The organism is Intestinimonas butyriciproducens (assembly GCF_016901775.1).
In the GTDB taxonomy this organism is placed as follows: domain Bacteria; phylum Bacillota; class Clostridia; order Oscillospirales; family Butyricicoccaceae; genus Pseudobutyricicoccus.
Window position 1 is genome coordinate 1 of the sequence record NZ_JACJKW010000012.1, and the last position, 25,447, is coordinate 25,447.

The following is a 25,447-nucleotide window of genomic DNA, read 5'->3' on the forward strand; positions in this document are numbered from 1 at the left end:
TCCTTCGCGGCTGGCAGACCGTACCAACGCGACGTGACGCGTGCGCTAGTAATCCAGGGTTTCACCCGTCTGTGCAAAACCCCCGGCTTCGCCGGGGGATATTTATTTGTCTTAAAAAGCAATATAATGCAGAAAAAAGAAATATTTCGCAAATGTTAAAATTATGTGTAATATATGGGGAAAAATGCCCTATAATATATTAAATGACGATTAAATTGTTAAATAAATAGCAAAATATATGAAAATATGCACAAAAAAGAAAAAGAAAAATTGGCTATAAATTTGCAAAATTATAAAAAAATAACAAAGGGAAAAGAAGAAAAATGTTGATATATTGCGCTGGATAGTTGCCCATTGAGAGGGGTATGGCTATAATAGACAAGGAATCGGGGGGAAGCATCCCCCAAAAGAAAACGGAGGACATTTTTCATGAAAAACACCATGAAGAGACTGCTGGGCGGCTTGCTGCTGGGCAGCATGATGGTCGGTCTGGGAGCGGGCTGCTCCAAGGATTCCGGCCAGTCGGGCGGCAGCGGCAGCGTCAACCACGACAAGGACACCATTATTGTTGCAACCATGGCTGAGACTCCTTCTGTCAGCCCCTACGCTCACAACGCTACTGCGGGTTACATGGTCAATCTGCTCAACTACACCAGCCTGCTGCGTCTGGACAACGATTTGAATCCCCAGCCCGATCTGGCGGAGTCTTTCACCAACATTGACCCCACCTGCTGGGAGTTCAAGCTGCGCCAGGATGTGAAGTTCCACGACGGCTCCACCATGGAGGCCGAAGATGTAAAGGCTTCCATCGAGTATGGTAAGACTTTCCCCGACGGCTCTCTGTACAATGATTCCATCGAATCGGTGGAAGTGATGGATGAGTACACCGTGCGCATTCATACAAAGAGCCCGGATGCTTCTCTGCTGTTCAACCTGTCTCAGCATGCCAACGCCATCGTTCCCAAGGAACTGATTGACGCCGGCAACGACTTCAACGAGAACCCCATCGGCTGCGGCCCCTACAAGTTTGTGGAGTGGAAGCGGGGCGATCAGCTGGAGTTCACCGCTTTTGAAGATTATTACCTGGGCGCTCCCAAGATCAAGAATGTGATCTGGAAGATCATTCCCGAAGGCTCTTCCCGTACCATCGCTCTGGAAGCCGGCGAAGTGGATCTGCTCATGGAAGTGGAAAGCATGGATGTGGAGCGGATCAAGGAAAACTCCAATCTGGCTGTTCTGGAATACACACCGGCCAACATGAACTGGATCATGCTGAACAATGAAGTTCCCGGTCTGGACAATCAGGACTTCCGCCATGCTCTCAACTGTGCCATCGACAAAGAAAGCGTTGTCACCGTTGCCCTGAATGGTCTGGGCGTTGTGGGTGAGACTCAGGTTCCTCCCAACCTGCCGGGCACCAGCACAGAAAACATCGACAGCTATGATGTGGAGAAGGCCAAGGAGTATGTGGAGAAATCCGGCGTGGATCCCACCAGCATCGATTTCCCCATCATCTGCTCTGACGATACCAAGAAGCGTGCGGCCGAAGTGGTGCAGGCCAACCTGGCTGAGATCGGCGTGACTGCCAACATCGAAAGCATGGACCTGGCTACCTACATGAGCACCGTGGCCGAAGGCAATTATGTGGCTGCTATCGGCGGTTACACCATGGCCGACACCATCACCTACCTCAACGGCGTCTATCACAGCAAGTCCATCAACGCGGCCAATAAGAGCCGACTGAACGATCCCGAGATCGATGCCCTCATCGATCAGGCAACAGCCACTGCGGATGCTGCCGAGCGTGAGGCCATCACTGCTGAGATCTGTGCCAAGCTGAACACCATCTGCACCCAGGTGCCTCTGTACCAGCCCCTGAACCTGCGGGCCTACAATGCCAACCTGGAGAATGTGGAGATCGACGGCGCCGGTGATGTGCGCATCGAAAACTTCAGCTGGAAAGAGTAATCTTTCCGGAAAAGCATAACAGCAAACGCTACCCCGTTTGCAAAGAAAACCCCCGGACAATCGTCCGGGGGTTTTTGCATGTCGAAAAAGTGGTAAAAGCCACTTTTTCGAGTTTTTGCAAGGGGCCGCATGCACGCCTTCGGCGTACACTTGCCCCTGGATAAGTGCAAAAAGCCACGCACAGGTCGTGGCTTTTTGCGGATTGGTGAAAGGTAGGGCAAATGATTTTTTTCGTTATGCAGGTTTCTCGACAGTCTGAACCCCCGGACTTTTGTCCGGGGGTTTTTGCAAGTGTTATAGGAGACCCTCCGAAGCCGCAGGATGAGTCCCTTCCAATGTAAGCCGCAGACGCTCCAGTTTCTGGCTTTGATTGCCGCCGCCCCGCTGGATGGCAATGGAATGGGCAATCAGGTTGATCACTGTGAGCACCGGCACAAAGGAATTATACAAAGTGCCCCGGGCCATGGGACAATAGATCACCGTATGGCTGAAGGGAACAATGGGGGAAGCCGGGGAATCGGTGATGGCCACCACTTTGGCGCCTTTGGCCGCAGCCAGCTGGGTTACCCCGCCCAGCTCGTTGAGATACCGGGGGAAGGAGAGGGCCACCAGCGTGGTATGTTCATCGATGGTATTCATATGTCCTTCCAGTGCATTGGTCTCTTCGGGATTGACTACCACGGCCCGCACCCCCAGGACGCCCAGACGATAGGAAAGCACTTCGGCCATGATGCGGCTGACGCCCCGGCCCATGAGCAGAGTATAACCGGCGTTATGAATGGCCTGGGCCGCCTTCATGATGGGGCGCAGATCCATGGCATCCATGAAGGTGTACAGGTGCTGCCGCTCCTGTTGGCAGATGTGCCCCAGAAGCTGAAGATTTTGCTGCTGTAAGCGCTGATATTCCTGGGAGGGGGTTGTGTTTTCCGGAGAGCGGAATACCTCATAGGACTGCCGGTATTCCCGGCGGAAATCGGAATAACCGTCAAAACCCAGCCGCTGGAACAGCCGGAGCAGAGTGACTTCGGTACAGCCGGCCTTTTGGCTCAGTTCTTTTAAGGGAAGATAACATACTTCTCCCGGATGATCGCGTATATATGTAATGATCTGTTTTTGTTTGCGGGTGAGCATCCAATCCGCCGGGTCGAAATTCTGGTCGAATAAAACCGAAAGATCGATCAAACCCATCAGCCCCTTTCTTTGTGAAAAGTATAGCATATTTTCCATGAAAATGTATAGTGCAAAATTGAAAAATTAAAAATGCACTAAAAATCCGTTTAATATATTGTATAATTTTACAAAAATGATAAAAGGACTTTATTTTTTGTAAAGTTTATGATAAACTCTGACACAAAGATACAGTGTTAGCAGATAAAAACGGAAGGACAAAAGGAGGCGGAGGATGGATCAAGACCAGACGGAGGCAAAACCGCAAGAGAAGGGCCTGGCAAAAAAACCAGACCGAGGAGAACACAGAGATAGGAGAGAAGGTTATGCTGAAGAAAAAATGGATGTCCCTGATTGCGCTGGCTTTGGCTTCTGTGATGCTGCTCAGTGCCTGCGCCAAAAATGGCGGCAATGACCAGAAAGACAACAACGATGACGGCGGCGGCGGAACCAGTACCGGCGGCGAAGTGGTGAAAGACGCCAATGAGCTGGTTATCGGCACCTATATGCCGGTCACTACCCTGGTGCCCTGGAAGACCACTTCCGACGGCGACGGCTATATCCTCCGTCAGATCTATCACACCCTGGTGGAAATGGATCAGGATTCCAACTTCGTGCCCTCTTTGGCCACAGAGTGGGAATGCAGTGAAGATGGCCTGACCTGGACTGTCAAGATCCGGGACGACATCTATTGGCAGACGGGCAACGGTCTGTTTGACGAAAAGGTCAAGGTCACTGCAGAAGATGTGAAATTCTCTTATGACTACTATCTGGATCCGGCCAACGGTTCTGTCCGTTACACCGAGCTGTCCAACAGCCTGAAGGAAGTCAAGGTGGTGGATGAGACCACCGTCCAGTTCATCACCAATGACATCGATGTGCTGTGGGAGTACAAGATGTACCAGAACTACATCATCCCCCGGCAGGCCGTGGAGCAGAATTGGGATTTTGAAAACCAGCCGGTGGGCTCGGGGGCTTACAAATTTGTGGAGCATGTGATCGACTCCCAGGTGGTGCTGGAGCGCAACGATGAATTTTTCAAAGAACCTGCTTTGGATAAAGTGATCTTCAAGATCATCTCCGACAAATCGGTTTCCGCCATCGCTTTGCAGAATCAGGAGATCGATATGTCCCTGTCGGTGCTTCCCACCGAAGTGGGCAACATCGTGAATAAGGACTATCTGGAGCTGAGAGCTTCGGAAGTGGGTTCCTACCGCTGGGTCGGTTTCAACTGTCAGTATGAGTTCTTCCAGGATGTCGATGTTCGCCGGGCTTTGAGCATGGCGGTGGACATGGACAGCGCCGTGGAAGCCATCTTCAAAAATGACGCCGGCGTTACCCTTGCCAAGCGGTCCTATGGCCCCATCTCCTACGAACGCCCCGGCGGCGATGAGGAGCGGTTCAAGGCCGTGTGCATTGAATACAATCCGGAAGAAGCTGAAAAGCTGCTGGATGAACTGGGATGGAAGAAGGGTTCCGACGGCATCCGTGCCAAGGACGGACAGAAGCTTAGCTTCACTCTCCAGGTAGGCAACAACGACAGCAACCGTGAAAACCTGGCCGTGATCGTATCCTCCCAGCTGAAGGCCATTGGCGTGGACTGCACCGCCCAGACCGTGGAATGGGGCACCCATACCGATGATATCAAAAACGGCAATGTGCAGATGTACATCCTGGGCGGCTATTCCAACCTGGACGGCCCCTACCGCTTGATGCACAGCAGCGACACCATGAGCCCCAACTGCGGTTATTCCAACCCGGAAGTGGATGCGCTGCTGGATGAAGCCTGGCGGACCATCGACATCGATGAGCGCAGCGAACTGCAGACCCAGGCCGCGGAGATCTTTATCGCCGATGCCCCCCATATCTTCCCCTATTTTGAATATACCCAGATGGGCGTCAGCAAAGCGGTCACCGATTTTGAGCAGGCCAGCGTCTATCGCTCCCTGTGCAACGAGTTCCGCAATGTGGGCGTCAATCACAAATAAGATCGTCGAAGCAACTGTGAGATGATAAGGGGCGGGCCCTGTCAGGCACCCTGACAGGGCCCGCTTCATAAAGGAGAACGCTATGTGGACTTATATTGTCAGAAGACTATTGCAAGCCATTCCCACACTGCTCATCATCTCCCTGCTCATTTTTTCCTTGCTTTATATCACCCCCGGTGACCCGGTGGATCTGATTCTGGGCACGGAAGACGGCACCGTCTCGGAAGAGCAAAGAGCGGTGGTGGAAGAGCAGTGGGGCCTGGATAAACCCTTTTTGGTTCGCTATGTGGATTTTGTTGTGAATGCCTGCAAAGGAGATTTGGGTACATCCTATGCCACAAACCAGGATGTGTTTGACAGCGTGATGACCCGCATGCCCGCCACCTTGAAGCTAGCTGCATTTTCCATGCTGCTGGCCCTGATGGTTTCGGTTCCCCTGGGCATTCTGGCCGCTCTTAAGCACAACAGCATCTGGGATTCTTTGGCCACGGCGCTGGCCACGGTGGGCGTATCGTTGCCCAAGTTCTGGTTCGGCCTGGTGCTGATGATCTTTTTCTCCCTGCGTCTGGGCTGGCTGCCTTCCACCGGCTCCGCTGAGCTCAGTGAGGGCCTGGGTACCTTCCTCAGCTATATCATCATGCCAGCCGCCTCTCTGGCTTTGGGCATGGCCGCAACCCAGACCCGCATGATCCGCTCCAGTATGCTGGATGTGCTGAATCAGGATTATGTGCGTTATGCCCGCAGCAAAGGTTTGCGGGAGAGAGTGGTCATCTGGGGCCATGCGCTGAAAAATGCCATGATCCCTGTGATCACCGTCATTGGCGGCGAAGTGGGCGGCCTGCTGGGCGGTGCTGTGGTCACCGAGTCCATCTTCTCCTGGCCCGGCGTAGGGCGGCTGATGATGAACTCCATCTCCAAGCGTGACTATCCCATGATCCAGGGCATTACCCTGATGCTCTGTATCAGCTATCTGCTGGTCAATCTGTTTATCGACATCGTCTATGCCTGGGTGGATCCCCGGATCCGTCTGGATAAAAAATCCTAAGGAGGGCCTGTTATGCGGGATAAAAAGAAAAAAGTCGACCCTGTGCAAAAGGGCGCCTCTGGGGAGATCGGTCTGGAATCCTTGCCCGTCACCACCTATTGGACCGATGTGGTGCGCAGATTCCGCAAAAACAAGATCGCCGTGGTGGGACTGGTGATGCTGCTGATCATCGTCATTCTTTGCGCCGGCGCTCCTCTCTTTACAAAGTATGACCCCATTCTGGATATGGACTTGCTGAATCAGCTAAAGCCCCCCGGATCGGAAGGCCATATTCTGGGCACCGACAATCTGGGGCGTGACATCTGGAGCCGTCTGCTGTACGGCGGGCGCACTTCGGTGCTCACCGGCCTGACAGTGGCGCTGATCACCGGCGTCATCGGTGTTGTCATCGGCCTTGTCAGCGGGTATTTTGGAGGGATCGTGGAGACCATCCTGATGCGTATGACCGATATCATGCTGTCTTTCCCCTTCCTGATCATCGCCATTGCCATCATGGCCGCTCTGGGCTCCAGTCAAAGAAATATCATCCTGGCCCTGGCCATTGTGGGCTGGCCCCGGTTTGCCCGTCTCACCCGTGGCCAGGTGCTGGCGGTAAAAAACTCCGAGTATGTGGAGTCGGCCAAGGTGGCGGGTTTTGGAAACGCCCGGATCATTTTGAATCACATCCTGCCCAACTGCATGGGCCCCATTATCATCCAGGCTACTTTGGCTGTGGGCAGCGCCATTCTGTCGGCGGCCAGCCTGACTTATCTGGGGCTGGGAGCCGATGCCGCCGCTCCTGACTGGGGCGTCATGCTCAGCCAGGGCCGGCAGTATCTCCAATCGGAAGCGTATTTGACCATCATCCCCGGCCTTGCCATTTCGGTGACGGTTTTGGCCATGAACTGGATCGGCGACGGCCTGCGGGACGCCTTCGACCCCAAGATGAGAAAGTAGGTGCAAAGATGAAAAGCGAAAAGTTTCTTGAAGTGAAAAATCTTCGCACATATTTCGACACCCCGGAGGGCATGGTCAAATCGGTGGACGGTGTTTCCTTTTCCATCAACCGGGGGGAGACATTGGCTTTGGTGGGAGAATCGGGCTGTGGAAAAACGGTGACCTCGCTGTCGCTCATCCGGCTTCTGGCCGACACCGCCCGGGTTCAGGCCGACTATATGGAAGTGGACGGTCAGAAGATCCTGGAGCTGACAAAGGAGGAAGCCCGCAAACTCAGGGGTTCCAAGATTTCCATGATCTTTCAGGAGCCGATGACCTCCCTCAACCCGGTGTACCGTATCGAGCGGCAGCTGGGAGAGGTGTTCCGGCTCCATGAACCCAACCTGACACGCGCCCAGGTTTTTGAAAAATCGGTGGAGATTCTGAAAAAGGTGGGCGTGCCCAACCCGGCGGAACGGCTGAAGGTCTATCCCCACCAGCTGTCCGGCGGCCTGCGTCAGCGGGTGATGATCGCCATTTCTCTGGCATCCAATCCCCAGATGCTCATCGCCGACGAACCCACCACCGCTTTGGATGTGACCATCCAGGCCCAGATTATCGATCTGATGAAGCAGCTGCAAAAGGATCTGAATATGTCCATTCTGCTCATCACTCACGACTTCGGCGTGGTGTCCCAGATCGCCGAACGGGTGGCGGTGATGTATGCCGGCAAGATCGTGGAAGAGGGGCCGCTGGAGCAGATCTTTGAAGATCCATGGCACCCCTATACCAAGCTTCTGATCCTGTCCATTCCGGGCATCAAGGTGACAAGAGGCGGGCGGCTGGAATCCATTTCCGGCACCGTGCCCAATCCTCTTCATTTCCCGGAAGGATGCCGGTTTGCCCCCCGCTGTCCCTATGCCATGGACATCTGTCACAAGCAGGCCCCGGAAGAGCTGGTGGTAGGAAACCGGAGAGTGAGCTGTTTTTTGAAGCGGGGTGAAAATACAAATGAATAATCAAAATTCCATTTTGAAAATAGATGATCTGCAAGTGCATTTTCCCATCAAAGCCGGCTTGATGCAGCGGACCGTGGGCGTGGTGCGGGCGGTGGACGGCGTCAGTCTGGATATCAATAAGGGGGAGACGGTGGGCCTTGTGGGCGAGTCCGGATGCGGCAAGACCACCATCGGCCGGGCCATTGTGCGGCTGAACCAGCCCACCGGCGGCAGCATCGTCTTTGACCAAAAGGACGACATTCTGAAGCTGAAAGGCAATGAGCTGCGGCAGCTGCGGAAAAAGCTCCAGATCATCTTCCAGGACCCTTATTCTTCCCTCAATCCCCGACAGACAGTAAAGCGGCTGATCAGCGAAGTGCTGACGGTACAGATGGGCATGAACCAGAAGGAAGCCTTTGATAAAACGGCAGAGCTGCTTACGGCAGTGGGTCTGAGCCCGGTGTACGCCCAGCGGTATCCCCACGAATTTTCCGGAGGCCAGCGTCAGCGGGTGGCCATTGCCAAGGCCATCGCTTTGCAGCCGGAGTTTCTGGTGTGCGACGAAGCGGTATCGGCCCTGGATGTGTCCATTCAGTCCCAGATCATCAATCTGCTGATGGATCTGAAGGAAAATTACGGAAACATGACCTATCTCTTCATTTCCCATGCCCTCAATGTGGTGGAGCACATCTCCGACCGGGTGGTGGTGATGTATCTGGGCAAGATCATGGAGACCGCCAAAACAGAAGAACTGTTCGATCATCCCCAGCATCCCTATACCCAGGCTTTGCTTTCGGCCATTCCCATTTTGTCCGGCCGGAAGAAAAGAGAGCGGATCGTTCTCAAGGGAGAGGTGCCTTCGGCGGCCAATGTGCCCCCCGGATGCCGGTTCCATACCCGCTGCCCCTATGCGGAAGAGCGGTGCAGCCAGGAGGAGCCTCAGCTGCGGGAAGTGGCCCCTGGGCATCAGGTGGCCTGCCATAAAATATAAAGACTGTGATATTGAAAGAGGGCGATCTGCTGAGATCGCCCTCTTTTTGCAAAGTGCAGACAAAAGATGGAAAAGATGATAAAATAACCAGGAGGAAAAAGGGAAATTGATAAAGGTGGGGAAATATGAATTCATTGGACAAGGCAAGAAAAGCATCTCAGGTCATACGGGAAAAATTATTGGAACATGGGGGACAAGCAACTGTAAATTCGGTACAGGGAAAAGCTTATGTGATTCGAGATGCAGGGGATGGGAAATCGTTTCTTTGCCGCCAGCTTCCGGTTACGCCGCCGTATCGTTATGAAGTATTTGATGTTGTGGTACAGCGGCTGCAAGAAAGTGGAGGAAAAGCACGGAAGGGAAATGGGCGGAATTATCGTCTGGGACAAGGCAGATGTACGGAGGACACCATTGTGGGGGCAATAGGAAAGTATTATTGGGGAAAGCAGGAGGGAGATTCGGTATTCGATCCGGTTTTTGTTCTTGCTGCGGTGCTTGAGTGGGCGGATATCGCTTATAATGGCCGGGGCTATCTGGAACTAATGGGAGATTCAGAACAATGGGATTAAAATATGGATGTTCCCTGAGTATTTGAGGAAAAGGGAGAAGAATGTGTGCAGAAAATTGAAATATAAAAAAGGGGCACAGAAACAAAAGTCTCTGTGCCCCTTGAGGATATGCAATGCCGGAGGGCAGCATATCAGTTTTGCTGCTCCTTGTATTTTCGTTTGGTAGCCATGCCGCCGCGAATATGGCGTTCGGCCTTGTTTTCCTCCAAAACGGCTTTGACCTGCTCATAAAGCTGATGGTTTGTCAGCCGAAGCCGCTCGGTAACATCCTTATGTACGGTAGACTTGGAAATGCCGAAGCGCTGAGCGGCCTGGCGTACGGTGGCATTGTGTTCCACGATGTATCGGGCCAGCTCGGCACACCGTTCCTCGGGTAGACCTTTCACCCTCTTTGCCCTCCCTCTCTTTTCGTCTTTACCTCATTCTATGCAGATAGGATGGGTTTTCATTCTTTTCTTTGAAAAGGAGCATAGGGATGGCCTTTGGCCTTTTCCGGGTGTATACTAAGGCTTAGGAGGGATTGGGATGAAGATTGTTTTATTGCTCTTTTCTCACTTTGAAACATTGGATGCCTTTGGCCCGGCGGAAGTGCTGGGAAGGCTTCCCGGCTGTCAGATTGTGTGTGCCAGCGTCCAGGGAGGAATCTGCCGCAGTGCCCAGGGGATACCGGTGATGACGGTGCCTCTCAGCGAAGCAGAAGGAGAGGTGCTGCTTCTTCCCGGAGGTATGGGAACCCGGCCTTTGGCCGAAGATCAAGGCTTCCTGGAGATCCTGGCCGGGAGGGAAGCAAAGGCCCAATACTGTTTATCGGTGTGCACCGGTTCGGCTTTGCTGGCCCGCTGCGGCCTGCTGGACGGAAGACGGGCCACCTCCAACAAAAAATCCTTTGCCTGGGTCAGAAAGCAGGGAGAGAATGTGTGTTGGCAGCCCGCGGCCCGCTGGGTGGAGGATGGAAAATTCTTCACTTCTTCCGGCATTTCCGCAGGGACGGATATGGCATTGGGGTTTGTAGCCCGGCTCTATGGACGGCAGCAAGCTCTGGCCATTGCAAAGGATATGGAGTATCTGTGGAATGAAGATCCCCATCGGGATCCCTTTGCCAGAAAAGAATAAAAAAAAGAGACGGCGGAAAGCCGTCTCTTTTGATGTTTGAGGGGTTTATTCCACAATAGTGACCAGCTGTGCCGCCTGGACCCAGTCCACATCGGCACTGAAGGCTTCGGCAATGGCACGCACCGGCACCATGGTCCGGTCGTTCATGATCTTGGCGGGCACATCCAGGGTGATGGCCTGGCCGTTTTTATACAGAATGTTCTGACCGATGGTCAGGCTGAGGTTCACCCCATTGCGGGAAGCGATGACGGTGCGGGTGGCGTTGTCCCATTCCACCGTGGCGCCCATGGCTTCGAAGATGGAGCGGAGGGGAACCAGAGTCCGGTTGTTGTCCAGTACCGGGTTCTGGCCGTATGCGCCGAAGGAGATGCGCTTGCCCTGGTAGATCACCTGGATGCGGGAATCCACCGAGGGGTCGATCTTATAGCTGACATTGAAGGTCTGGCAGTCCTTTTCCGCTCTGGAACCGGCGGCGCAATAGACCAGGCAGTTTTTGGAGGTAGTGGAGGCGCTGAAATCGGCAGTGGAGGGCACGCTGATCTCCTGGATGCTGTCCGAGTTGACGCCGAAGCAATCGGTGACGCCATAGGGGATGATCAGGGAAGTGATGCCGGTGTGGTCAAAGGCCGCCTCCGACAGGGTGGTGAGAGAAGTGGGCAGATAGACGCTTTTCAAAGCAGTGCAGTATTCAAAAGCGTAGCGATAGATGTTTTCCAGGCCGTAGGACAAAGTGACCGACTGAAGGTTTTTGCAGTTTTCAAAGGCAAGGTTGCCGATGGTGGTCACACTGGGGGGAATGGTGATCTCCCGAAGGGCTGTATTTCGGAAGGAGTTGGTGTCCAGCAGTTTCACCTTGGAAGGGATCTCCACCGACTGGAGAGCCGTGCAATCCTGGAAGCAGTCCATGGGGATCTTCGTTAGATTGGCGGACAGATGGATCGACTGAAGGTTTTTACATTGCCGGAAAGCGCCGATGCTCAGTGTGGTGACGCTGTCCGGCATAGTGACGCTGGTCAGGCCGGATGCCCGGAAGCCTTCGTAGCCGATCTCCGTCAGGCCATTGGGCAGATTGATGCTGCGGAGATTGGGGGTATCGTAAAAGGCCTCGTCATCGATCAGCCGGATGGTGGAGGGCAGGGTGACGCTTTGGAGGGTATCGTTCATGCGGAAGGATTTCTGGCCGATGACGGTGACAGGCACACCGCCCAGGGTGTCGGGCACTACTACATCGCCGCCGGGGCCCACATATTCGGTGATTTTGGCTTCGCTGCCGCTGAGGGTATATTCAAAGTCTCCCTCTTTTAGGGCAAAGGCCGACAGGCAGGTGAGGGCCAGCAAGGCGCCCAGCACCAAGGCAAAGCGGAAACAATGTCTTGCTTTTTTCATAGTGATCCTTCTTTCCTGTTAAAAATTAGGTAATTTCTCTGTTTTTATTATATTCTTTTGGGTAGGGGTCTGCAAGTGCAAAACAGGAAAAAAGAGGATTCCTGAAAAAGGAATCCTCTTTTGGATTTACCGGGAGCTGAGATTCAGTTCCACATCAAAGGAATACTGGGTATACTCATAGGTCATGATCATGTATTCCACCAGTTCCCCCTGGGCGTTGTAGGCCCGGCGGCGAATGGAGAGCACCGGCCAGCCTTCGGGGATCTGCAAAGCCTTGGCTGCCTGGGGAGAGGCCCGGTCGGCCCGGATGGTCTGCTTGCCCCGTCCCAGCTGCATATGGAGCTTTTCTTCATAAAGCTGGTAGATGGTGCGGCTTTCCACATCGGCTTTGGTGAAATTGGCCCCGTATTTGCCGGGGATATAGATCTCGGCATAGGCAGTGCGGACCTTTTCCAGCAGATGCACCCGCTGGATGTGAAGGCATTGTTTGCCCAACCCTTCTTTCAGCTCAGGGCCGAAGGAGGAAGGGGTGTCGATGATCTCGAAAGCGGCCACATCCACCTTGGCGGAAAGATGGCTTTCCGAAATGATGTTGCTGGCGCCGGTGAGCCGGGTGAGGTCATCCTGCAAAACGGTGTTTTTCACAAAAGTCCCTTTGCCCTGCACCACATCCAGCAGCCCTTCGTCCACCAGAAGCTGCACTGCTTTCCGCACGGTGATCAGGCTGACGCCAAATTCCTCGGCCAGCTGGGTATGGGTGCCGATATTGCCGCTGGAACCGAACTTCTTTTCCAGGATCTCGTTTTTCAGCCGGGCGGCGATCTGCTCGTACATGGGCACCCGGGAATCCTTCTCGATCTTCCGGTCCACGGCATCACTTCCCTTTCTTTTCCCATTCTGGGAGATTGATACTTTGATACCTTAAATAGTAAGGGGAAACAAACTACTTGTCAAGGGCGGCGGTGATGATAGCCACCACCTTGCCGATCTGCTCTTTGGTCACCGAGTAGGGAGGTTTGAGCATCAGGGCATTTTTTTCATAGGGAGCCACGAAAACATGGGCTTCCTGCAGGGCCTTTTTCACCTGGGAGCAGGTTTCTTCCGTCTGAAATTCCACCGCGCAGGCCAGCCCCTGGCACCGCACCTGATAGACCTGGGAGAATCGGGCGGCCAGGGCGTGTAGCTCTTTTTCAAAATAAGCTCCCGTCTCCTGGATGTGCTCCAGAAGTCCGCCTTCCAGTTCTTCAAAAACAGCGCAGGCGGCGGCGCAGGCCACGGCGTCATCCCCGGCCCCGCCGGAAAGGGCGTAGAGCAGGTTTTTGTCCTCCACCGGCTCCCGGGTGAGCAGAGCGCCGATGTGCAGGCCGTTGCCCAATCCCTTGCCCAAAAGAAGCATATCGGGCTTCAGCCCCTCTTTCTGGTAGACATAGAGGGAGCCGGTGCGGCCCATGCCGCTTTGCACCTCGTCCATGATGAAGAGCATCCCTCTGGCGTGGGCCCATTCTTCCAGGGCCTTCAGATAGCCCGGCGGAGGGCAGATGACCCCGGCGCCCTGGTAGGGCTCCACAATGACGGCGGCGATGTCCTGGGCCGATTCCATGGCGATCTTTTTGTCCAGGAAAGACAGGCATTCAAAGCCGCAGTTTTCCGGGGAGCAATGGAGGGGGCAATGGGCACAGTCGGGATAGACGCCGAACACCGTGCCGGGGCACAGAGGTCCGTAATGGGTTTTGCGCTTGGACAGACCGGATATGGAAGCGCTGAGATGGGTGCGGCCGTGGATGCTGTTCCAGAAGGAAAGCACCTCGCTGCGGCCGGTGAGCTTTTGGGCCAGTTTGACTGCCCATTCTGCCGTCTCTGAGCCGGAGGAAGTAAAGTGGATAGCGGAAAAATCTCCATGGGTGCTTTCCAGAAGTTTCTGATGGAGACGCTTTTTGGCAGGATTTTTCCCCTTGCCGCAGGTGACGCCCATCAGGGCCTGGGACACCTTGCGGGCAAAATTCTCGTTGCCCTGGCCCAGCACCAGGCAGATCTCATTGAAATCCAGATATTCAGTGCCCTTTTCGTCAATAAGGGCAGCACCTTTGCCGGAGACAAACTGGGTCTCCGCCGCCCCCTGGATGGGAGCGAGAAGGTCGTGGCTATGCATCACATCGTCTCCTTTTCTTCGGTGTAATCACAGGGCTCCCAGGGAATGAAAGCCTGGAGGAAAGTGCACAGGTCTTCCACCTGGGCCTTGAGAATGGCTTCGCCTTTTTCGGCTGTGGCCAGGGTGCTGTTGCCATTGGTGCCCTGGGGCGTGCACATCCGGTTGGGGAAATAAACCTTGGCAAAACCCTGGCCCATGGTGCCGGGGAAGGCAGCGGAATATTCCTCGGTGGTCTTTTCCATATGCACCAGCTCCGGACGGATGTGAAGCATGGTGGAGGTTTCGGCCTCGTCGCCGTGCCCCCCCTTTTTCTGGGAGCACACCGCCCGGTCGGTCTCCCGTCCCAGGCCAGTGCAGTCGGACACCGCCACCTTGATATCGTGCTCGTTGTTCATGGTGAGGGCCAGCAGCTTGAGGGGAATGTGAGTGGAGACGCCGCCGTCCAGAATGAGGAACTTTTTCACTCCGAAGCGGGCAAAGCTGAGAATGATATCACTGACATAGTCGATGAAGTGCTGATAGTCGATGCTCACAGAGCCCTTCCATTTGATAAAGGCGGGGAAATAGGCGTAGGGCAGAGTAGGCAGGGTGAGCACATCGCACCGCTGTGTCACCTCTCTGGCCAGGTAATCGGTGACGAAAAAGTCGGTGCCCATGGGCAGATGATTGCCGTGCTCTTTGGAGCCGCCGCCGATGGGCAGCATGATAACGGTGTTTTCGCCTATCAGATCCTGGCACTGTTCATAGGTCAGCTCGCTGATGAATTGTCCCATAACAAATCTGTTCCTTTCCAGTAAGATTACAGCTGCGCTGCCAGATGGCAGGCGACAAAGTGGTCTTTTTCCAGTTCACGCAGGGCCGGGGCTTCCTCATGGCACCGGTCCTGGGCATAGGGGCAGCGGGAGGAGAACTTGCAGCCGGAGGGAGGATTGATGGGGCTGGGGATCTCCCCTTGCAGATGGATGCGCTGTTCTTTTTTGCCCCGGTGCACATCGGGAATAGCGGAGAAAAGGGCTTGGGTATAGGGATGGAGAGGTTTTTCGTACAAAGGCGCTGTGGGGGAAAGCTCCACCAGAGAGCCCAGATACATGACGCCGATCCGGTCGGAGATGTGCCGTACCATGGAAAGGTCGTGGGAGATGAACAGATAGGTCAGTCCCATTTCCTGCTGCAGATCGATCATCAGGTTGATGACCTGAGCTTGGATGGACACATCCAGAGCGGCGATGGGTTCATCGCAGACGATGAAATCCGGTTCCATGGCCAGGGCCCGGGCGATGCCGATGCGCTGGCGCTGGCCGCCGGAGAGCTCATGGGGGAAGCGGGAGGCGAAATCGGCGGTGAGGCCCACCTTGAACAGCAGTTCGGTGACCTTTTCGTTCCGCTGTGCCGGGGTGCGTTTGAAGTGCACATTCATCCCTTCCTGGATGATGGTGCCGATGGTCATGCGGGGATCCAGACAGGAATAGGGATCCTGGAAGATCATCTGGTTCCGGCGGCGGAACTGGCGCAGCTGGGCTTTGGACATTTTTGCCGTCTCTTCCCCTTCATAGAGGATGGAGCCGGAGGTTTTGGGATAGACCCCCAGAATGGTGCGGCCGCAGGTGGTCTTGCCGCAGCCCGATTCGCCCACCAGGCTGAAGGTTTCCCCGGGGAAGATGTCAAAGGTCACATCGTCCACCGCCTTGACGGTTTTGCCGCCCTTGGCAGGGAAGTAGCGTTTCAGGTTCTTGATTTCGAACAGAGGCTGTTTACTCATGGTCATATCCTCCTATCCCGGCGGGGGGAGTGACTTTGGGCGCCATGGGATGCTGGAGCCAGCAGGCCACCCCGTGGGTATCGGTGAGGAAATTCTCCTTTGGAATGGCTTTTTTGCAGATGGGCATGCAGTATTGGCACCGGGGGGCAAAAGGACATTGCTGCAAGGGAAGCAGCAGGTCCGGCGGTGTGCCCTGGAGGGAATAGAGCTTGCTCTTGCTCTCCTGGGCCCGGCCGGGGATGGAGGAGAGCAGCGCCCAGGTATAGGGATGGCGGGGAGAATCGAAGATCTCGTCCACCGTGCCCCGCTCCACAATGGTACCGGCGTACATCACCTGCACCTTGTCGGCAAAATCGGCCACCACACCCAGGTCGTGGGTCACCAGGATCACCGACATGGAAAATCGTTCTTTCAGAGACCGGAGCAGATCCATCAGCTGGGCCTGGATGGTCACATCCAGGGCGGTGGTGGGCTCATCGGCGATGAGCAGGGAGGGGTTGAGAGCCAGGGCAATGGCGATCATCACCCGCTGGCGCATACCGCCGGACAACTGGTGGGGATAGTTTTTCAGCCGGGTCTCCGGGTTAGGGATCTCCACCAGCTTGAGTAGTTCGATGGCCCGCTCCCGGGCTTTCTGCCGGGTGGTCTTTTCGTGGGTGAAAATGTTTTCCATGATCTGGTTGCCAATGGTCATGGTGGGGTTCAGCGAGGTCATGGAATCCTGGAAGATCATGCTCATTTTGCTGCCCCTGATCCGGTTCAGTTCCCGGGTGGACAGCCCCAGGATATCCTGGCCCATAAACTCTATCTGGGAGCCTTCTTTGATGATGCCGCCGCTGCGGGACAAAAGACGCATCACCGCTTTGGAGGTTACGGTTTTGCCGCAGCCCGACTCGCCCACCATGGCCAGGGCCTCTTTGACCCCCAGGTCAAAGGAGACGCCCCGCACCGCTTTGACTTCGCCGGCGTAGGTGTTGAAGGACACATTCAGGTTTTTGACTGTGAGAAGGGAATCCATGGTATCACCTCCGGAGCTTGGGATCCAGCGCATCCCGCAGGCCGTCTCCCATCAGGGTGAAGGAGAGCATGGTCAGGGCGATGAGCAGGGCGGGGAAGAACATCATGTAGGGATAATAGAGCAGGGAACTCTGGGCGGCGGAGGACAGGGCGCCCCAGCTGGTGTTGGGGGGCTGGACGCCCAGGCCCACATAGCTGAGGAAGGCTTCGCCGAAGATAAAACCGGGGATGCGGAAGGTCACCGCCACGATGATGACGCTGAAGGTGTTGGGGATCATGTGGCGCACAACGATCTTCAAAGGAGAGACGCCCATCAGCCGGGCGGCCATTACATATTCCGAACGGCTGATCTGGAGCATCTGGGAACGCACCAGCCGGGCAATGGGACACCAGCCGGTGACCGTCATGGCGAAAAGCAGAGTGGGGATGCTGCTGCTTTCCAGCACCACCGACATCATGATGACCACCAGCAGGTTGGGCACCGAGCTGAGGATCTCCACGATACGCATCATCAGCATATCCACCTTGCCGCCGAAGTAGGCAGCGATGCCGCCGTAGATGCAGCCCACCACGGCCACAATGGCGGCGCCCAGCACGCCGATGATGATGGACACCCGGCCGCCGGCCCAGACCCGAACAAACAGGTCACGCCCCAGGTCGTCGGTGCCGAACCAGTGCTGGGCCGAGGGCCACTGTTTCCGGTTGAGAAGGTCGTGGGCCGAAATGGAATGGCTGCTGAAAATGGGAACAAAGATGGTGCACAGGGTGATGACGATCAACAGGCACAGGGCCACCACTGCCAGCTTGTTTTTGAAAAAGCGGCGCCAGGCATCCCGCCAGTAGGTCACCGGTTTGCGGGCGAAAAGTTCGGCGGAGGCCGTGTCCGCCCCTTGGATCTGGAAGTCTTTGGGATCCAGAGCCTGCTCCTGGATGGAGTTTACAGCGTTTTCATTCATAGAGAGGCCTCCTTTCTAGTTTTCTTCCGCAATGCGGATACGGGGATCGATGATGGCCAGCAGGATATCACACACCAGAATGGAGAGGATATAGGTGCCGGTGAAGATGATGTTCAGGCCCAATACCACCGAATAGTCCCGGTCATTGATGGCGCTGATGAAATATTTGCCCAGGCCGGGGATGGCGAAGATCGATTCGATGATGAAGGAGCCGGAGAAAATACCGGCGATGCTGGTGCAGATCATGGTGATGCAGGGCAGGAAGGAATTGCGGAAAATATGCCGGGAGACGATGCGGAAGGAGCTGACGCCCTTGGCTTCTGCCGTGAGGATAAAGTCCTGGTTTGTGATGTCCAGCACGCTGGAGCGCATATACCGGGCGTAGCTGGCCAGGGGCCCCACGCACATACAGGCCACCGGCAGCACCAGATGCCCCCAGGTGCCCCAGCCGGTGGTGGGGAAAAGGGGAACGGTGACGGTGAACACATACTGAAGCACCGCCGCAAAGACAAAGGTGGGGATGGTAGTGCCCAGAAGGGCCAGCACCATCACCAGCCGGTCAGGCCAGCGGTTGCGGTTGAGGGCGGCGATGATGCCCAGCAAAATGCCCACGGCAAAGCCGATGGCCAGGGCGATGCCGCCGATGATGCCGGACACCGGGGCGTAATTTGCCACGATGTCCACCACCTGACGGCCGGGATACCGGAGGGATTGTCCCAGATCGCCGGTGAGCAGCTGCTGGATGAATTTCACATACTGGACGATCAGGGGCTGATCAAAGCCGTATTTTTGCAAATACAGATCCCGGGTCTCGATGGGCAGGTCCTGCACCATGGAGGTGATGGGATCGCCGGGGATGCTGTGTACCAAAAAGAAGGTGAGGGTAATGACACAGAAGAGCACCACCAGCATATAAAGGATACGCTTGAGGATGAATTTTGCCATTGTGTTTTCCTCTCTTTTTCATAAAAGGATGGGAAGGTGGGGAAAGAAAAATCCGCCGGGGGAAAATCCCCGGCGGATCTTGTTGCAGGGTTATCTTCCCGAAGTGTAGACTCCCTTGAAGCTGGTGGTATCAAAGGTGTTGGCGTTCAGGCCGTTTACATAGGAATAGTAGAAACGGCGGGAAGCCATGAAATACACAGGAGCGATGGCAGCTTCGCGGATAAGAAGTTCTTCGGCCTGGCCGTAAAGCTCCAGACGCTTCTGTTCATCAGAAGTCTGGGAGGCTTCGGTGACAAGGGAGACATAATCGGCATTCTTCCACCGGGACTGGCCGCCCACTTCGGTGCTCCAGCGGCTCAGCTGGAACTGAGGCTCGTAGTTGGCGCCCCAGCTCATGGAGGCCATCTGGAAGTTGCCGGCGTTCACATTGCTCTGGTGGGTGGCGCTGTCGTTGAATTCCAGCTCCACGGTGCAGCCCAGAGCTTCCTGCCACAGCTGCTGATACAGCTCGGAATAGGTGCGGGCCTGGGCTGTGGTGGCGCCCCAGGCAAACTTCACGGTGAGCTTGGAGGGATCGTCGCCCAATCCCAGCTCCTGCATACCTTCGATGAGCAGGGCCTTGGGATCGTCCACTTCTTTTGCCAGGGCGGTGAGGGGTTCTTCCACATTTTCACGGAAGTTCAGGTTGCCCACCTGGCAATCGGGGGGAACCAGGCTGTAAGCGGGGGTGGCAGTGCCGTTGGTGATCACTTCGGCCAGAGCATCCCGATCCAGGGCCAGGGAGAAGGCCTGACGGACCTTTTCGTTGGAGAAGACGCTGTCTTCACAGTTGAAGATGACCATGGAGGTACGGGCGGAGGAGAGCATCATCTCGTCCATGTCGTCCCGGGCCTGGAACTTTTCCACATATTCCGGAGTGGAGACGCCCAGGTAATCCAGGGAGCCGTTTTCCAGAGAAGCCAGCTGGGCGTTGGAATCGGGGATGATGAGCATGGTGACCTTCTGGATGTCAAAGCTGTCGGCATCCCAGTATTTGTCGTTTTTGGTCAGGACCAGCTGGCTGTTGTGGGTCCAGCTCTCCAGGGTGTAGGGGCCGCAGCACATCATGTTGCTGGCCTCGGTGCCCAGGGTGTCGCCGTATTTTTCGGCGATATCGGCCCGATCGGGGAAGAAGTCGGTGCTGGACAGCAGGGCCACATTGGGGGCGTTCAGCTTGAGCACCAGGGTGTTTTCATCGGGGGCCGAGGCGCCCAGGGTGGAAACGTCGGCCTCGCCGGAGCTGATGGCCACGAAGTTTTCAATGGTGTTGTAATCGCTCACATGGGGGAAGGCGTTGTTAGGATCGCACTGGCGCTGCAGGGCGGTGATATAGTCCTGAGCGGTGACCTTCTGGCCATCGGTCCAGTAGTTTTCCCGCAGATGGAAGGTGTAGGTCAGGCCGTCATCGGAAATGTCCCAGCTTTCGGCGCCGGCGCCCACCACTTCGCCGTTTTCAATGCGGGTCAGAGGCTCCAGAACATTGAAGAACATATTCCGGTCCACGACGCCCACAAAACGGGCCACATCCAAAACGGAGGGTTCGGCAGACAGGTACACATTCAAATATTGATTGGTGTCCTTGCCGTCAGAGGTCTGCCCCTGTTCCTTGTTGTCATTGTTGTTGTTCATGTTTTCGTCTGGGTTCTGCAAGGCTTTGTTGCACCCTGCAAAGAGAGTGACCATCATCATCAGAGCCAGCAGAAGGGAAAGCTTCCGTTTCATAATGATTCTCCTTTGTTTTATCTCGATCAATAAAGCTCACCGGGAGCCATGATCTCCGGTTTCTGTTCGTAGGCCCGGAGGATTTCTTCCGGAGCATACTTTTTGCGGATGACCACGCTGAGCACATACTCATCAAACCAGCTGTCGTCCATCACATAGTGGCCGTGAATGCCCATGCTGTCGCCATAGCTGTTGTGCACCTTCCACCGCAGGGGCTTTTGGTTTTCATCCAGGCTGACGCCGCTGAAGGTCATCACATGAGTGCCCGAAGTGCCCTTGTAGAGGATGCGGTGGGTTTTGTTCAGCATCATGGGAGTGCCGAAGGCTTTTTCATAATCATAGAGCTGAGGATGCATATAACCAGAGGGCTTGTGGGACTGCTTGGCCACATCGCACCCCATCACCACCTGCTGGCCGCCTTGCAGCTGGGCGATCACCAGCTTTTTGATGGTATCCATATCCAGGTTCAGCATTTTGCTCATGTCGTCGGTTCCGTCCTGGTTTCCGGTGTAGGTCTTGCCATAGGGGCAGTGGGGAACCGGGTGGTGGATGATGGTCATGTATTCTTCCACATCCATCTGCGCCAGAGCGAAAAATTCCAGGGGGGTGATGTTTTTCAGTGTCTTGAACTGGCCGTTCTTTGTTTTGTAGGGGAAGTCAAATGCAGCAGGGGGCTGACCCAGGAAGCGGCAGAGGATGCCGTAGACTCCGGCCAGTTCCCGTTCCTTGATGGACTGGATGGTTTCATCTCCGGCCCCTTGCTCGTGGGCCTGACGCAGAGCGTGGGCAGCATAGCGCAGTTTGTCGCTGAGAATGCGGGTGACATACTTGGTGTCCAGGGAGCACTGGGTGTCCGGCATGACGAACTTGGGCACAACGCCGTATTTTTTTGCCAAGGGTGCAAAGACGAACCATTGGCCGTTGTCCATAATGGGCCGCCGGAGCATCTGGAGCATCACCGGGCTGCGCAGAGGCTTGTCAAAATTCCGGCACACATTTTCAAGGAACTTGGCGCTCTTTTCCAGCTGATCATAGAAATAGGTGAAGTTCTGGGAAAGCTCAAAGTTCTTTTCTGCAAGGTTCAGGTTTTCCGAAATGCTCTGGCGCACCACATTGAGGGAAGCAAAAGCCCAGCAGCGCAGGCTTTCTCCCTGGTCGGTGACGCCTTCGTCCCACACATCCACCGAGAAGGCAAAGGGCAGGCGGCGGGGCACATCCACATCCATCACCCCCAGAAGGGGACCATTTTTGGTGATGGCCCTGGCGGACTGGTGGCCGCTTTCATCGGACTCCCAGGCGGCGCGGCAGCGATCCAAAAAGTCTTTTGTGATGCAGTTTTCCAAGGATATCTCCTCCTTTATCACAGCGGATAGGATTGAAACCAGGCGATGACATCGTCAATGTAGCTGGTGCCTTTCAGGGAATGATCGGCGCCGGGATAGACGATCAGCTTGTGGACTTTGTTGGCTCTGGACAAGGCAGCGTCCATGTCGTAGGCCTGCTGGGGAACCACCCGCCAGTCATCGGTGCCCTGGCAGATGAGAATGGGCGGGATGATCTTTTCCGGCCAGCATACCGCCGAGCGGTCCTGGAAGGCCTCCGGCTTTTCTTCGGGAGAGCCGCCCACCAGCTCGTGAAAGACCTGCTTCATGCTGTCTTCCCGGGTGCGGTACATGGCAAAGCAGTCGGCCAGACCGGCGCCGATGGCGGCCGCCCGGATGCGCTTGTCCCGGGCACAGCACAGATAGGTCATCATGCCGCCCCGGGAGTGCCCCAGCATATAGATGCCTTCGTGACGGGTAAAGGGGAGAGCCAGGGCAATGTCGGTGAGGGTGATCACATCCTCCACATCGGCGCCGCCGAACTCCTCCTGGCCGGTGCCGCCGCAGTTGCCCCGGTACTGGCTGCCCAGGGCCACATAGCCCCGCTGGGCCAGACGGCACAGCATCCGGGGATGCAAGATGCCGAACTCCCGGTTGCCGCCCCGGTTGAACAGGACGGCCGGCAAAGCTCCATCCATCTTTTCCGGAAGGGCCAGATAGCCCATCACACGGCAGTCCCCGCTTTGATAGCAAAGGGAAAACAGAAGGATGTGCTCTCCATATTCCGGCGGGCACTCTTCTTCTTTGACCTGGAGTATTCCAGGAGTCTGCTGGATGGCAGTCAAAATGTCCATGGCAATCCCCCTTTTGCAAAATTCATCTTATAATGTTATATGATAATCCTAGCATGATGAATAGAGGCTGTCAATAAAGTCTGTACAAAATCGTAGAAACTGGCGAAAAACATCGTGAAATTTTTAGACACATTGACAAGAAAGAACTGTTTTTTCAGCGATCAGCGGCATTCCAGCACGCTGACGCTGCCGATGGGACGCACCGGCACCACCTGATGGATGCGGCAGCGGGAGGGAAAATCGGTGCAGTGGCAGGGGGTGATATGGGAAAGACCCAGCTGGGAGAGATAGTTCACCGTTTTGTCCATTCGCTCTTCGGTGGGATGGAGCAGATGGAAGCCGCCCACAATATCCTGGATGTTGCTTTTTCCGGTGATGGCCTTGGCGGCCTCCACTGTGTTGCAGATGCCGGCGTGGGCACAGCCGGAGAGGATCACAAGGCCCTCTTCGCCGTCAAAGACCAGGGAGGTGTCGTCCAGCAGCTTGTCCTCTTCCCAGTCCCCATCCAATTTGGTGACCACCTTGGAGTGGGTGTTTTCGAACTCCAGCACCCGGGGGATCTGCCCCAGGAAGGTGAGATTCAGAAACAGGTCGCTGAAGCCGGTGTCGAAGAGAATTTTTTTGCCGTCCTCTTCCACATAAAAACTCAGGGCCGGTTCCCCCTGGAAATTGACCCCCACCAGGGTGTCGTTGTCCACCAAAACAGTGACTTTCATCATGGTTCCTCCTTTGAATAAAAGCTCAATATAGCATATAAAACCGATGCCAGGATAGCATATACATCGACAAACTTCGAATTGTTTTCTCAATAAAATGGATTGTATTTATTTTTTTTTCGATGAAACAAAAGGATAGAAAGACCTCTTGCAAAATGCGGCCGCTTGGTGCATGATAGAGACAAGAGGTCAGACACCATGGACCAGCAAGAGAAAGGATGAAGGTGCAATGGAAGAAAAATGGACACAGACCGCAAAGGAACTGGAAGATGCGCTTTGGGAGATGAGCCGCACCATCCATCAGAATCCGGAGTTGGGATTTGAGGAGCACAAGGCCCAGAGCCTGTGTGCCGATCTGTTGGAAAAAGAGGGTTTTGCGGTGGAAAAGGGGACAGGAGGCGTTGAAACCGCCTTCAAGGCCCGGTTCCCCTTGGGCAACGGCCAGGGTCCCCGGGTGGCCTTTCTGGCGGAGTATGACGGCCTTCCCGGCCTGGGTCATGCCTGCGGCCACAACCTGATCGCCGGGGCGGCAGTGGGGGCCGGTATCCTGCTGCGCCGCCTGGCCGGGGATGTGAACGGAGAAGTGGTGGTCATGGGTACCCCAGCGGAAGAAGGGGGCGGCGGCAAGGTCATCATGCTGGAAAATGGGGCCTTTGACGATGTGGGCTATGCCATCATGATGCACCCTGCCGCCGAGAACCTGGTGGGCCGGGGCGGACGGGCCACAGTGAAGTTCGACATCGCTTTCCACGGCAAAGTCTGTCACTCCGCCCGCCCGGAAAAGGGAATCAACGCGCTGAATGCCCTGATCCTGCTTTTCAACGCCATTGACAATCTGCGGCCGCTGCTGCCCACCGACGCCAATATCAACGGCGTTATTCTGGATGGTGGCAAGGCCTGCAATGTGATCCCCGACTATGCCCATGCCCAGTTCAGCGTCCGGGTGCGCACCCAGGCGGAAGGGGAAGTGGTGATGGAGCATCTGCGCCGGGTGATCCGGGGTGTGGAGCAGCTTACCGGCGCCCGGGCTGAGTATGTGCTGGAGCCGGGGTATGCCGAGCGGTATCCCAATGACCACATCGAGCGGGAGATCCAGAAGACCCTGGAAGAGCTGGGAGAAGAGGTGGAACGGGCGCCGCTGATGGGGCGTTACGGTTCTTCGGATATCGGCAATGTGACGCTGAAAATGCCGGCAGTGCACACCTATTTCAAAATTGCTCCCAAAGGTGTGGCCACCCATACACCGGAGTTTGAGAAGGCATCCAATACCCCCTATGCCTATGAGCAGATGATGAAGGCCGCTCTGGCGATGGCCCGGGCCGCAAGCCGCATCCTGTCCGATGAAGAGTTCCGCAGCCAGGTGGATGAGGAATTTGCCCAGCAGAAAAAGGCCCGGGAAGAAGCAAAGAAACAGGCGTAAATCCCCGGAAAACAGAAAAAGGCCCCCGCTTCATGGAAAGATTTCCATGAAGCGGGGGCCGTCTTTTTTTACAGAGGTTCGTTTTCGTCGTCTTCCTCTTCGGACAAGACCTCGTCTTCCTCTTCCTCGTCTTCAGGGTGGACAAAGTCATCCTCGTCCAGATCCTCCGAGGGCTGTACCGCTCCGGCGGCAGGGTGAACAGGGATCACATAGTCCTCCGGATCGGGCTCTTCCATGGGAGGGGCAGAGTGGCCCGGTTCCTGACGGATCATTTCGTTCAGTTCGTCATTCTGAAAGCGGATCATCTGCCAGAGCTTGGCTCCCGCCAGAGCCAGGCCTGCGGAAGCGGCGGCAAACAAAGCAAATTTGGTTTTCTTTTTCATAACCGTTCCTCCTTGGTCAGCAAGG

Annotated in this window: 24 protein-coding genes; 9 read left to right on the forward strand and 15 right to left on the reverse strand. The window is 55.5% G+C overall.

Annotated elements, in window-relative coordinates; translation table 11 throughout:
- Positions 1-429: 429 nt before the first annotated feature.
- The gene (locus H6A25_RS07515; RefSeq protein WP_204751355.1) at positions 430-1,968 is read left to right on the forward strand and encodes an ABC transporter substrate-binding protein; all 1,539 of its coding nucleotides are present in this window, start codon (positions 430-432) and stop codon (positions 1,966-1,968) included.
- Between the two features lie 294 nt (positions 1,969-2,262).
- Here H6A25_RS07515 and H6A25_RS07520 read toward each other — a convergent pair whose 3' ends face one another.
- Positions 2,263-3,156, reverse strand: coding sequence for a MurR/RpiR family transcriptional regulator (locus H6A25_RS07520; RefSeq protein ID WP_204751356.1), 894 nt, complete (start codon positions 3,154-3,156; stop codon positions 2,263-2,265).
- A 305-nt stretch (positions 3,157-3,461) separates the two neighbouring features.
- Between H6A25_RS07520 and H6A25_RS07525 the strand changes: the two genes are divergently transcribed.
- From H6A25_RS07525 to H6A25_RS07550, 6 genes are all read left to right on the forward strand, one after another.
- Positions 3,462-5,123 (forward strand): ABC transporter substrate-binding protein, encoded by a 1,662-nt coding sequence (locus tag H6A25_RS07525; RefSeq protein WP_204751357.1) that lies wholly within the window; start codon positions 3,462-3,464, stop codon positions 5,121-5,123.
- 82 nt (positions 5,124-5,205) lie between these two features.
- Positions 5,206-6,168, forward strand: coding sequence for a nickel ABC transporter permease (nikB, locus tag H6A25_RS07530; RefSeq protein ID WP_204751358.1), 963 nt, complete (start codon positions 5,206-5,208; stop codon positions 6,166-6,168).
- A 12-nt stretch (positions 6,169-6,180) separates the two neighbouring features.
- Positions 6,181-7,104 (forward strand): ABC transporter permease, encoded by a 924-nt coding sequence (locus tag H6A25_RS07535; RefSeq protein WP_118427159.1) that lies wholly within the window; start codon positions 6,181-6,183, stop codon positions 7,102-7,104.
- Positions 7,105-7,112: 8 nt separating this feature from the next.
- Positions 7,113-8,102, forward strand: coding sequence for an ABC transporter ATP-binding protein (locus H6A25_RS07540; RefSeq protein ID WP_204751359.1), 990 nt, complete (start codon positions 7,113-7,115; stop codon positions 8,100-8,102).
- Positions 8,095-9,072 (forward strand): ABC transporter ATP-binding protein, encoded by a 978-nt coding sequence (locus tag H6A25_RS07545; RefSeq protein WP_207750836.1) that lies wholly within the window; start codon positions 8,095-8,097, stop codon positions 9,070-9,072. The genes H6A25_RS07540 and H6A25_RS07545 overlap by 8 nt, the downstream gene beginning before the upstream one ends.
- Positions 9,073-9,197: 125 nt before the next feature.
- A complete protein-coding gene (locus H6A25_RS07550; RefSeq protein WP_204751360.1) occupies positions 9,198-9,641 on the forward strand; it encodes a hypothetical protein in 444 nt (147 codons plus the stop codon).
- Positions 9,642-9,772: 131 nt separating this feature from the next.
- On the opposite strand, the gene spoIIID is transcribed toward H6A25_RS07550, so the two are convergent.
- Positions 9,773-10,027 carry a sporulation transcriptional regulator SpoIIID gene (gene spoIIID, locus H6A25_RS07555; RefSeq protein WP_204751361.1) on the reverse strand — a complete coding sequence of 85 codons (255 nt, stop codon included), beginning with the start codon at positions 10,025-10,027 and terminating at the stop codon, positions 9,773-9,775.
- 139 nt (positions 10,028-10,166) lie between these two features.
- Here spoIIID and H6A25_RS07560 point away from each other — a divergent pair, with 139 nt between their 5' ends.
- Positions 10,167-10,754: a DJ-1/PfpI family protein gene (locus H6A25_RS07560; protein WP_204751362.1), complete on the forward strand. Its 588-nt coding sequence runs from the start codon at positions 10,167-10,169 to the stop codon at positions 10,752-10,754.
- A gap of 45 nt (positions 10,755-10,799) precedes the next feature.
- Here the strand turns inward: H6A25_RS07560 and H6A25_RS07565 are convergent, their stop codons facing one another.
- The 12 genes from H6A25_RS07565 to H6A25_RS07620 form a co-directional block, all read right to left on the reverse strand.
- Positions 10,800-12,140 carry a leucine-rich repeat protein gene (locus tag H6A25_RS07565; RefSeq protein WP_204751363.1) on the reverse strand — a complete coding sequence of 447 codons (1,341 nt, stop codon included), beginning with the start codon at positions 12,138-12,140 and terminating at the stop codon, positions 10,800-10,802.
- A gap of 126 nt (positions 12,141-12,266) precedes the next feature.
- Entirely contained in the window at positions 12,267-13,010 is a 744-nt protein-coding gene (locus H6A25_RS07570) for a UTRA domain-containing protein (RefSeq protein ID WP_204751364.1), read from the reverse strand.
- Positions 13,011-13,083: 73 nt separating this feature from the next.
- Positions 13,084-14,289 (reverse strand): aminotransferase class III-fold pyridoxal phosphate-dependent enzyme, encoded by a 1,206-nt coding sequence (locus H6A25_RS07575; RefSeq protein WP_204751365.1) that lies wholly within the window; start codon positions 14,287-14,289, stop codon positions 13,084-13,086.
- Positions 14,289-15,062, reverse strand: a complete 774-nt coding sequence (locus H6A25_RS07580; protein WP_204751366.1) for a creatininase family protein — start codon at positions 15,060-15,062, stop codon at positions 14,289-14,291. The genes H6A25_RS07575 and H6A25_RS07580 overlap by 1 nt, the downstream gene beginning before the upstream one ends.
- A 26-nt stretch (positions 15,063-15,088) precedes the next feature.
- On the reverse strand, positions 15,089-16,048 hold the full coding sequence (locus H6A25_RS07585) for an ABC transporter ATP-binding protein (RefSeq protein ID WP_275951891.1): 960 nt from the start codon (positions 16,046-16,048) through the stop codon (positions 15,089-15,091).
- Positions 16,041-17,066: an ABC transporter ATP-binding protein gene (locus H6A25_RS07590; protein ID WP_204751368.1), complete on the reverse strand. Its 1,026-nt coding sequence runs from the start codon at positions 17,064-17,066 to the stop codon at positions 16,041-16,043. The genes H6A25_RS07585 and H6A25_RS07590 overlap by 8 nt, the downstream gene beginning before the upstream one ends.
- A gap of 4 nt (positions 17,067-17,070) precedes the next feature.
- Positions 17,071-18,021, reverse strand: a complete 951-nt coding sequence (locus H6A25_RS07595) for an ABC transporter permease (RefSeq protein WP_204751369.1) — start codon at positions 18,019-18,021, stop codon at positions 17,071-17,073.
- Between the two features lie 15 nt (positions 18,022-18,036).
- The gene (locus H6A25_RS07600) at positions 18,037-18,966 is read right to left on the reverse strand and encodes an ABC transporter permease (protein ID WP_204751370.1); all 930 of its coding nucleotides are present in this window, start codon (positions 18,964-18,966) and stop codon (positions 18,037-18,039) included.
- A gap of 90 nt (positions 18,967-19,056) precedes the next feature.
- Complete coding sequence (locus H6A25_RS07605; protein ID WP_204751371.1) at positions 19,057-20,727, reverse strand: peptide ABC transporter substrate-binding protein; 1,671 nt, start codon at positions 20,725-20,727, stop codon at positions 19,057-19,059.
- 26 nt (positions 20,728-20,753) lie between these two features.
- The gene (locus H6A25_RS07610) at positions 20,754-22,070 is read right to left on the reverse strand and encodes an aminopeptidase C (RefSeq protein ID WP_204751372.1); all 1,317 of its coding nucleotides are present in this window, start codon (positions 22,068-22,070) and stop codon (positions 20,754-20,756) included.
- A gap of 17 nt (positions 22,071-22,087) precedes the next feature.
- Positions 22,088-22,903: an alpha/beta hydrolase family protein gene (locus tag H6A25_RS07615; protein WP_204751373.1), complete on the reverse strand. Its 816-nt coding sequence runs from the start codon at positions 22,901-22,903 to the stop codon at positions 22,088-22,090.
- 161 nt (positions 22,904-23,064) lie between these two features.
- On the reverse strand, positions 23,065-23,622 hold the full coding sequence (locus tag H6A25_RS07620; protein WP_204751374.1) for an MBL fold metallo-hydrolase: 558 nt from the start codon (positions 23,620-23,622) through the stop codon (positions 23,065-23,067).
- Between the two features lie 226 nt (positions 23,623-23,848).
- Here H6A25_RS07620 and H6A25_RS07625 point away from each other — a divergent pair, with 226 nt between their 5' ends.
- Entirely contained in the window at positions 23,849-25,039 is a 1,191-nt protein-coding gene (locus H6A25_RS07625) for an amidohydrolase (RefSeq protein ID WP_204751375.1), read from the forward strand.
- Between the two features lie 68 nt (positions 25,040-25,107).
- On the opposite strand, the gene H6A25_RS07630 is transcribed toward H6A25_RS07625, so the two are convergent.
- Positions 25,108-25,422 carry a hypothetical protein gene (locus H6A25_RS07630; RefSeq protein ID WP_204751376.1) on the reverse strand — a complete coding sequence of 105 codons (315 nt, stop codon included), beginning with the start codon at positions 25,420-25,422 and terminating at the stop codon, positions 25,108-25,110.
- Between the last annotated feature and the right edge of the window lie 25 nt (positions 25,423-25,447).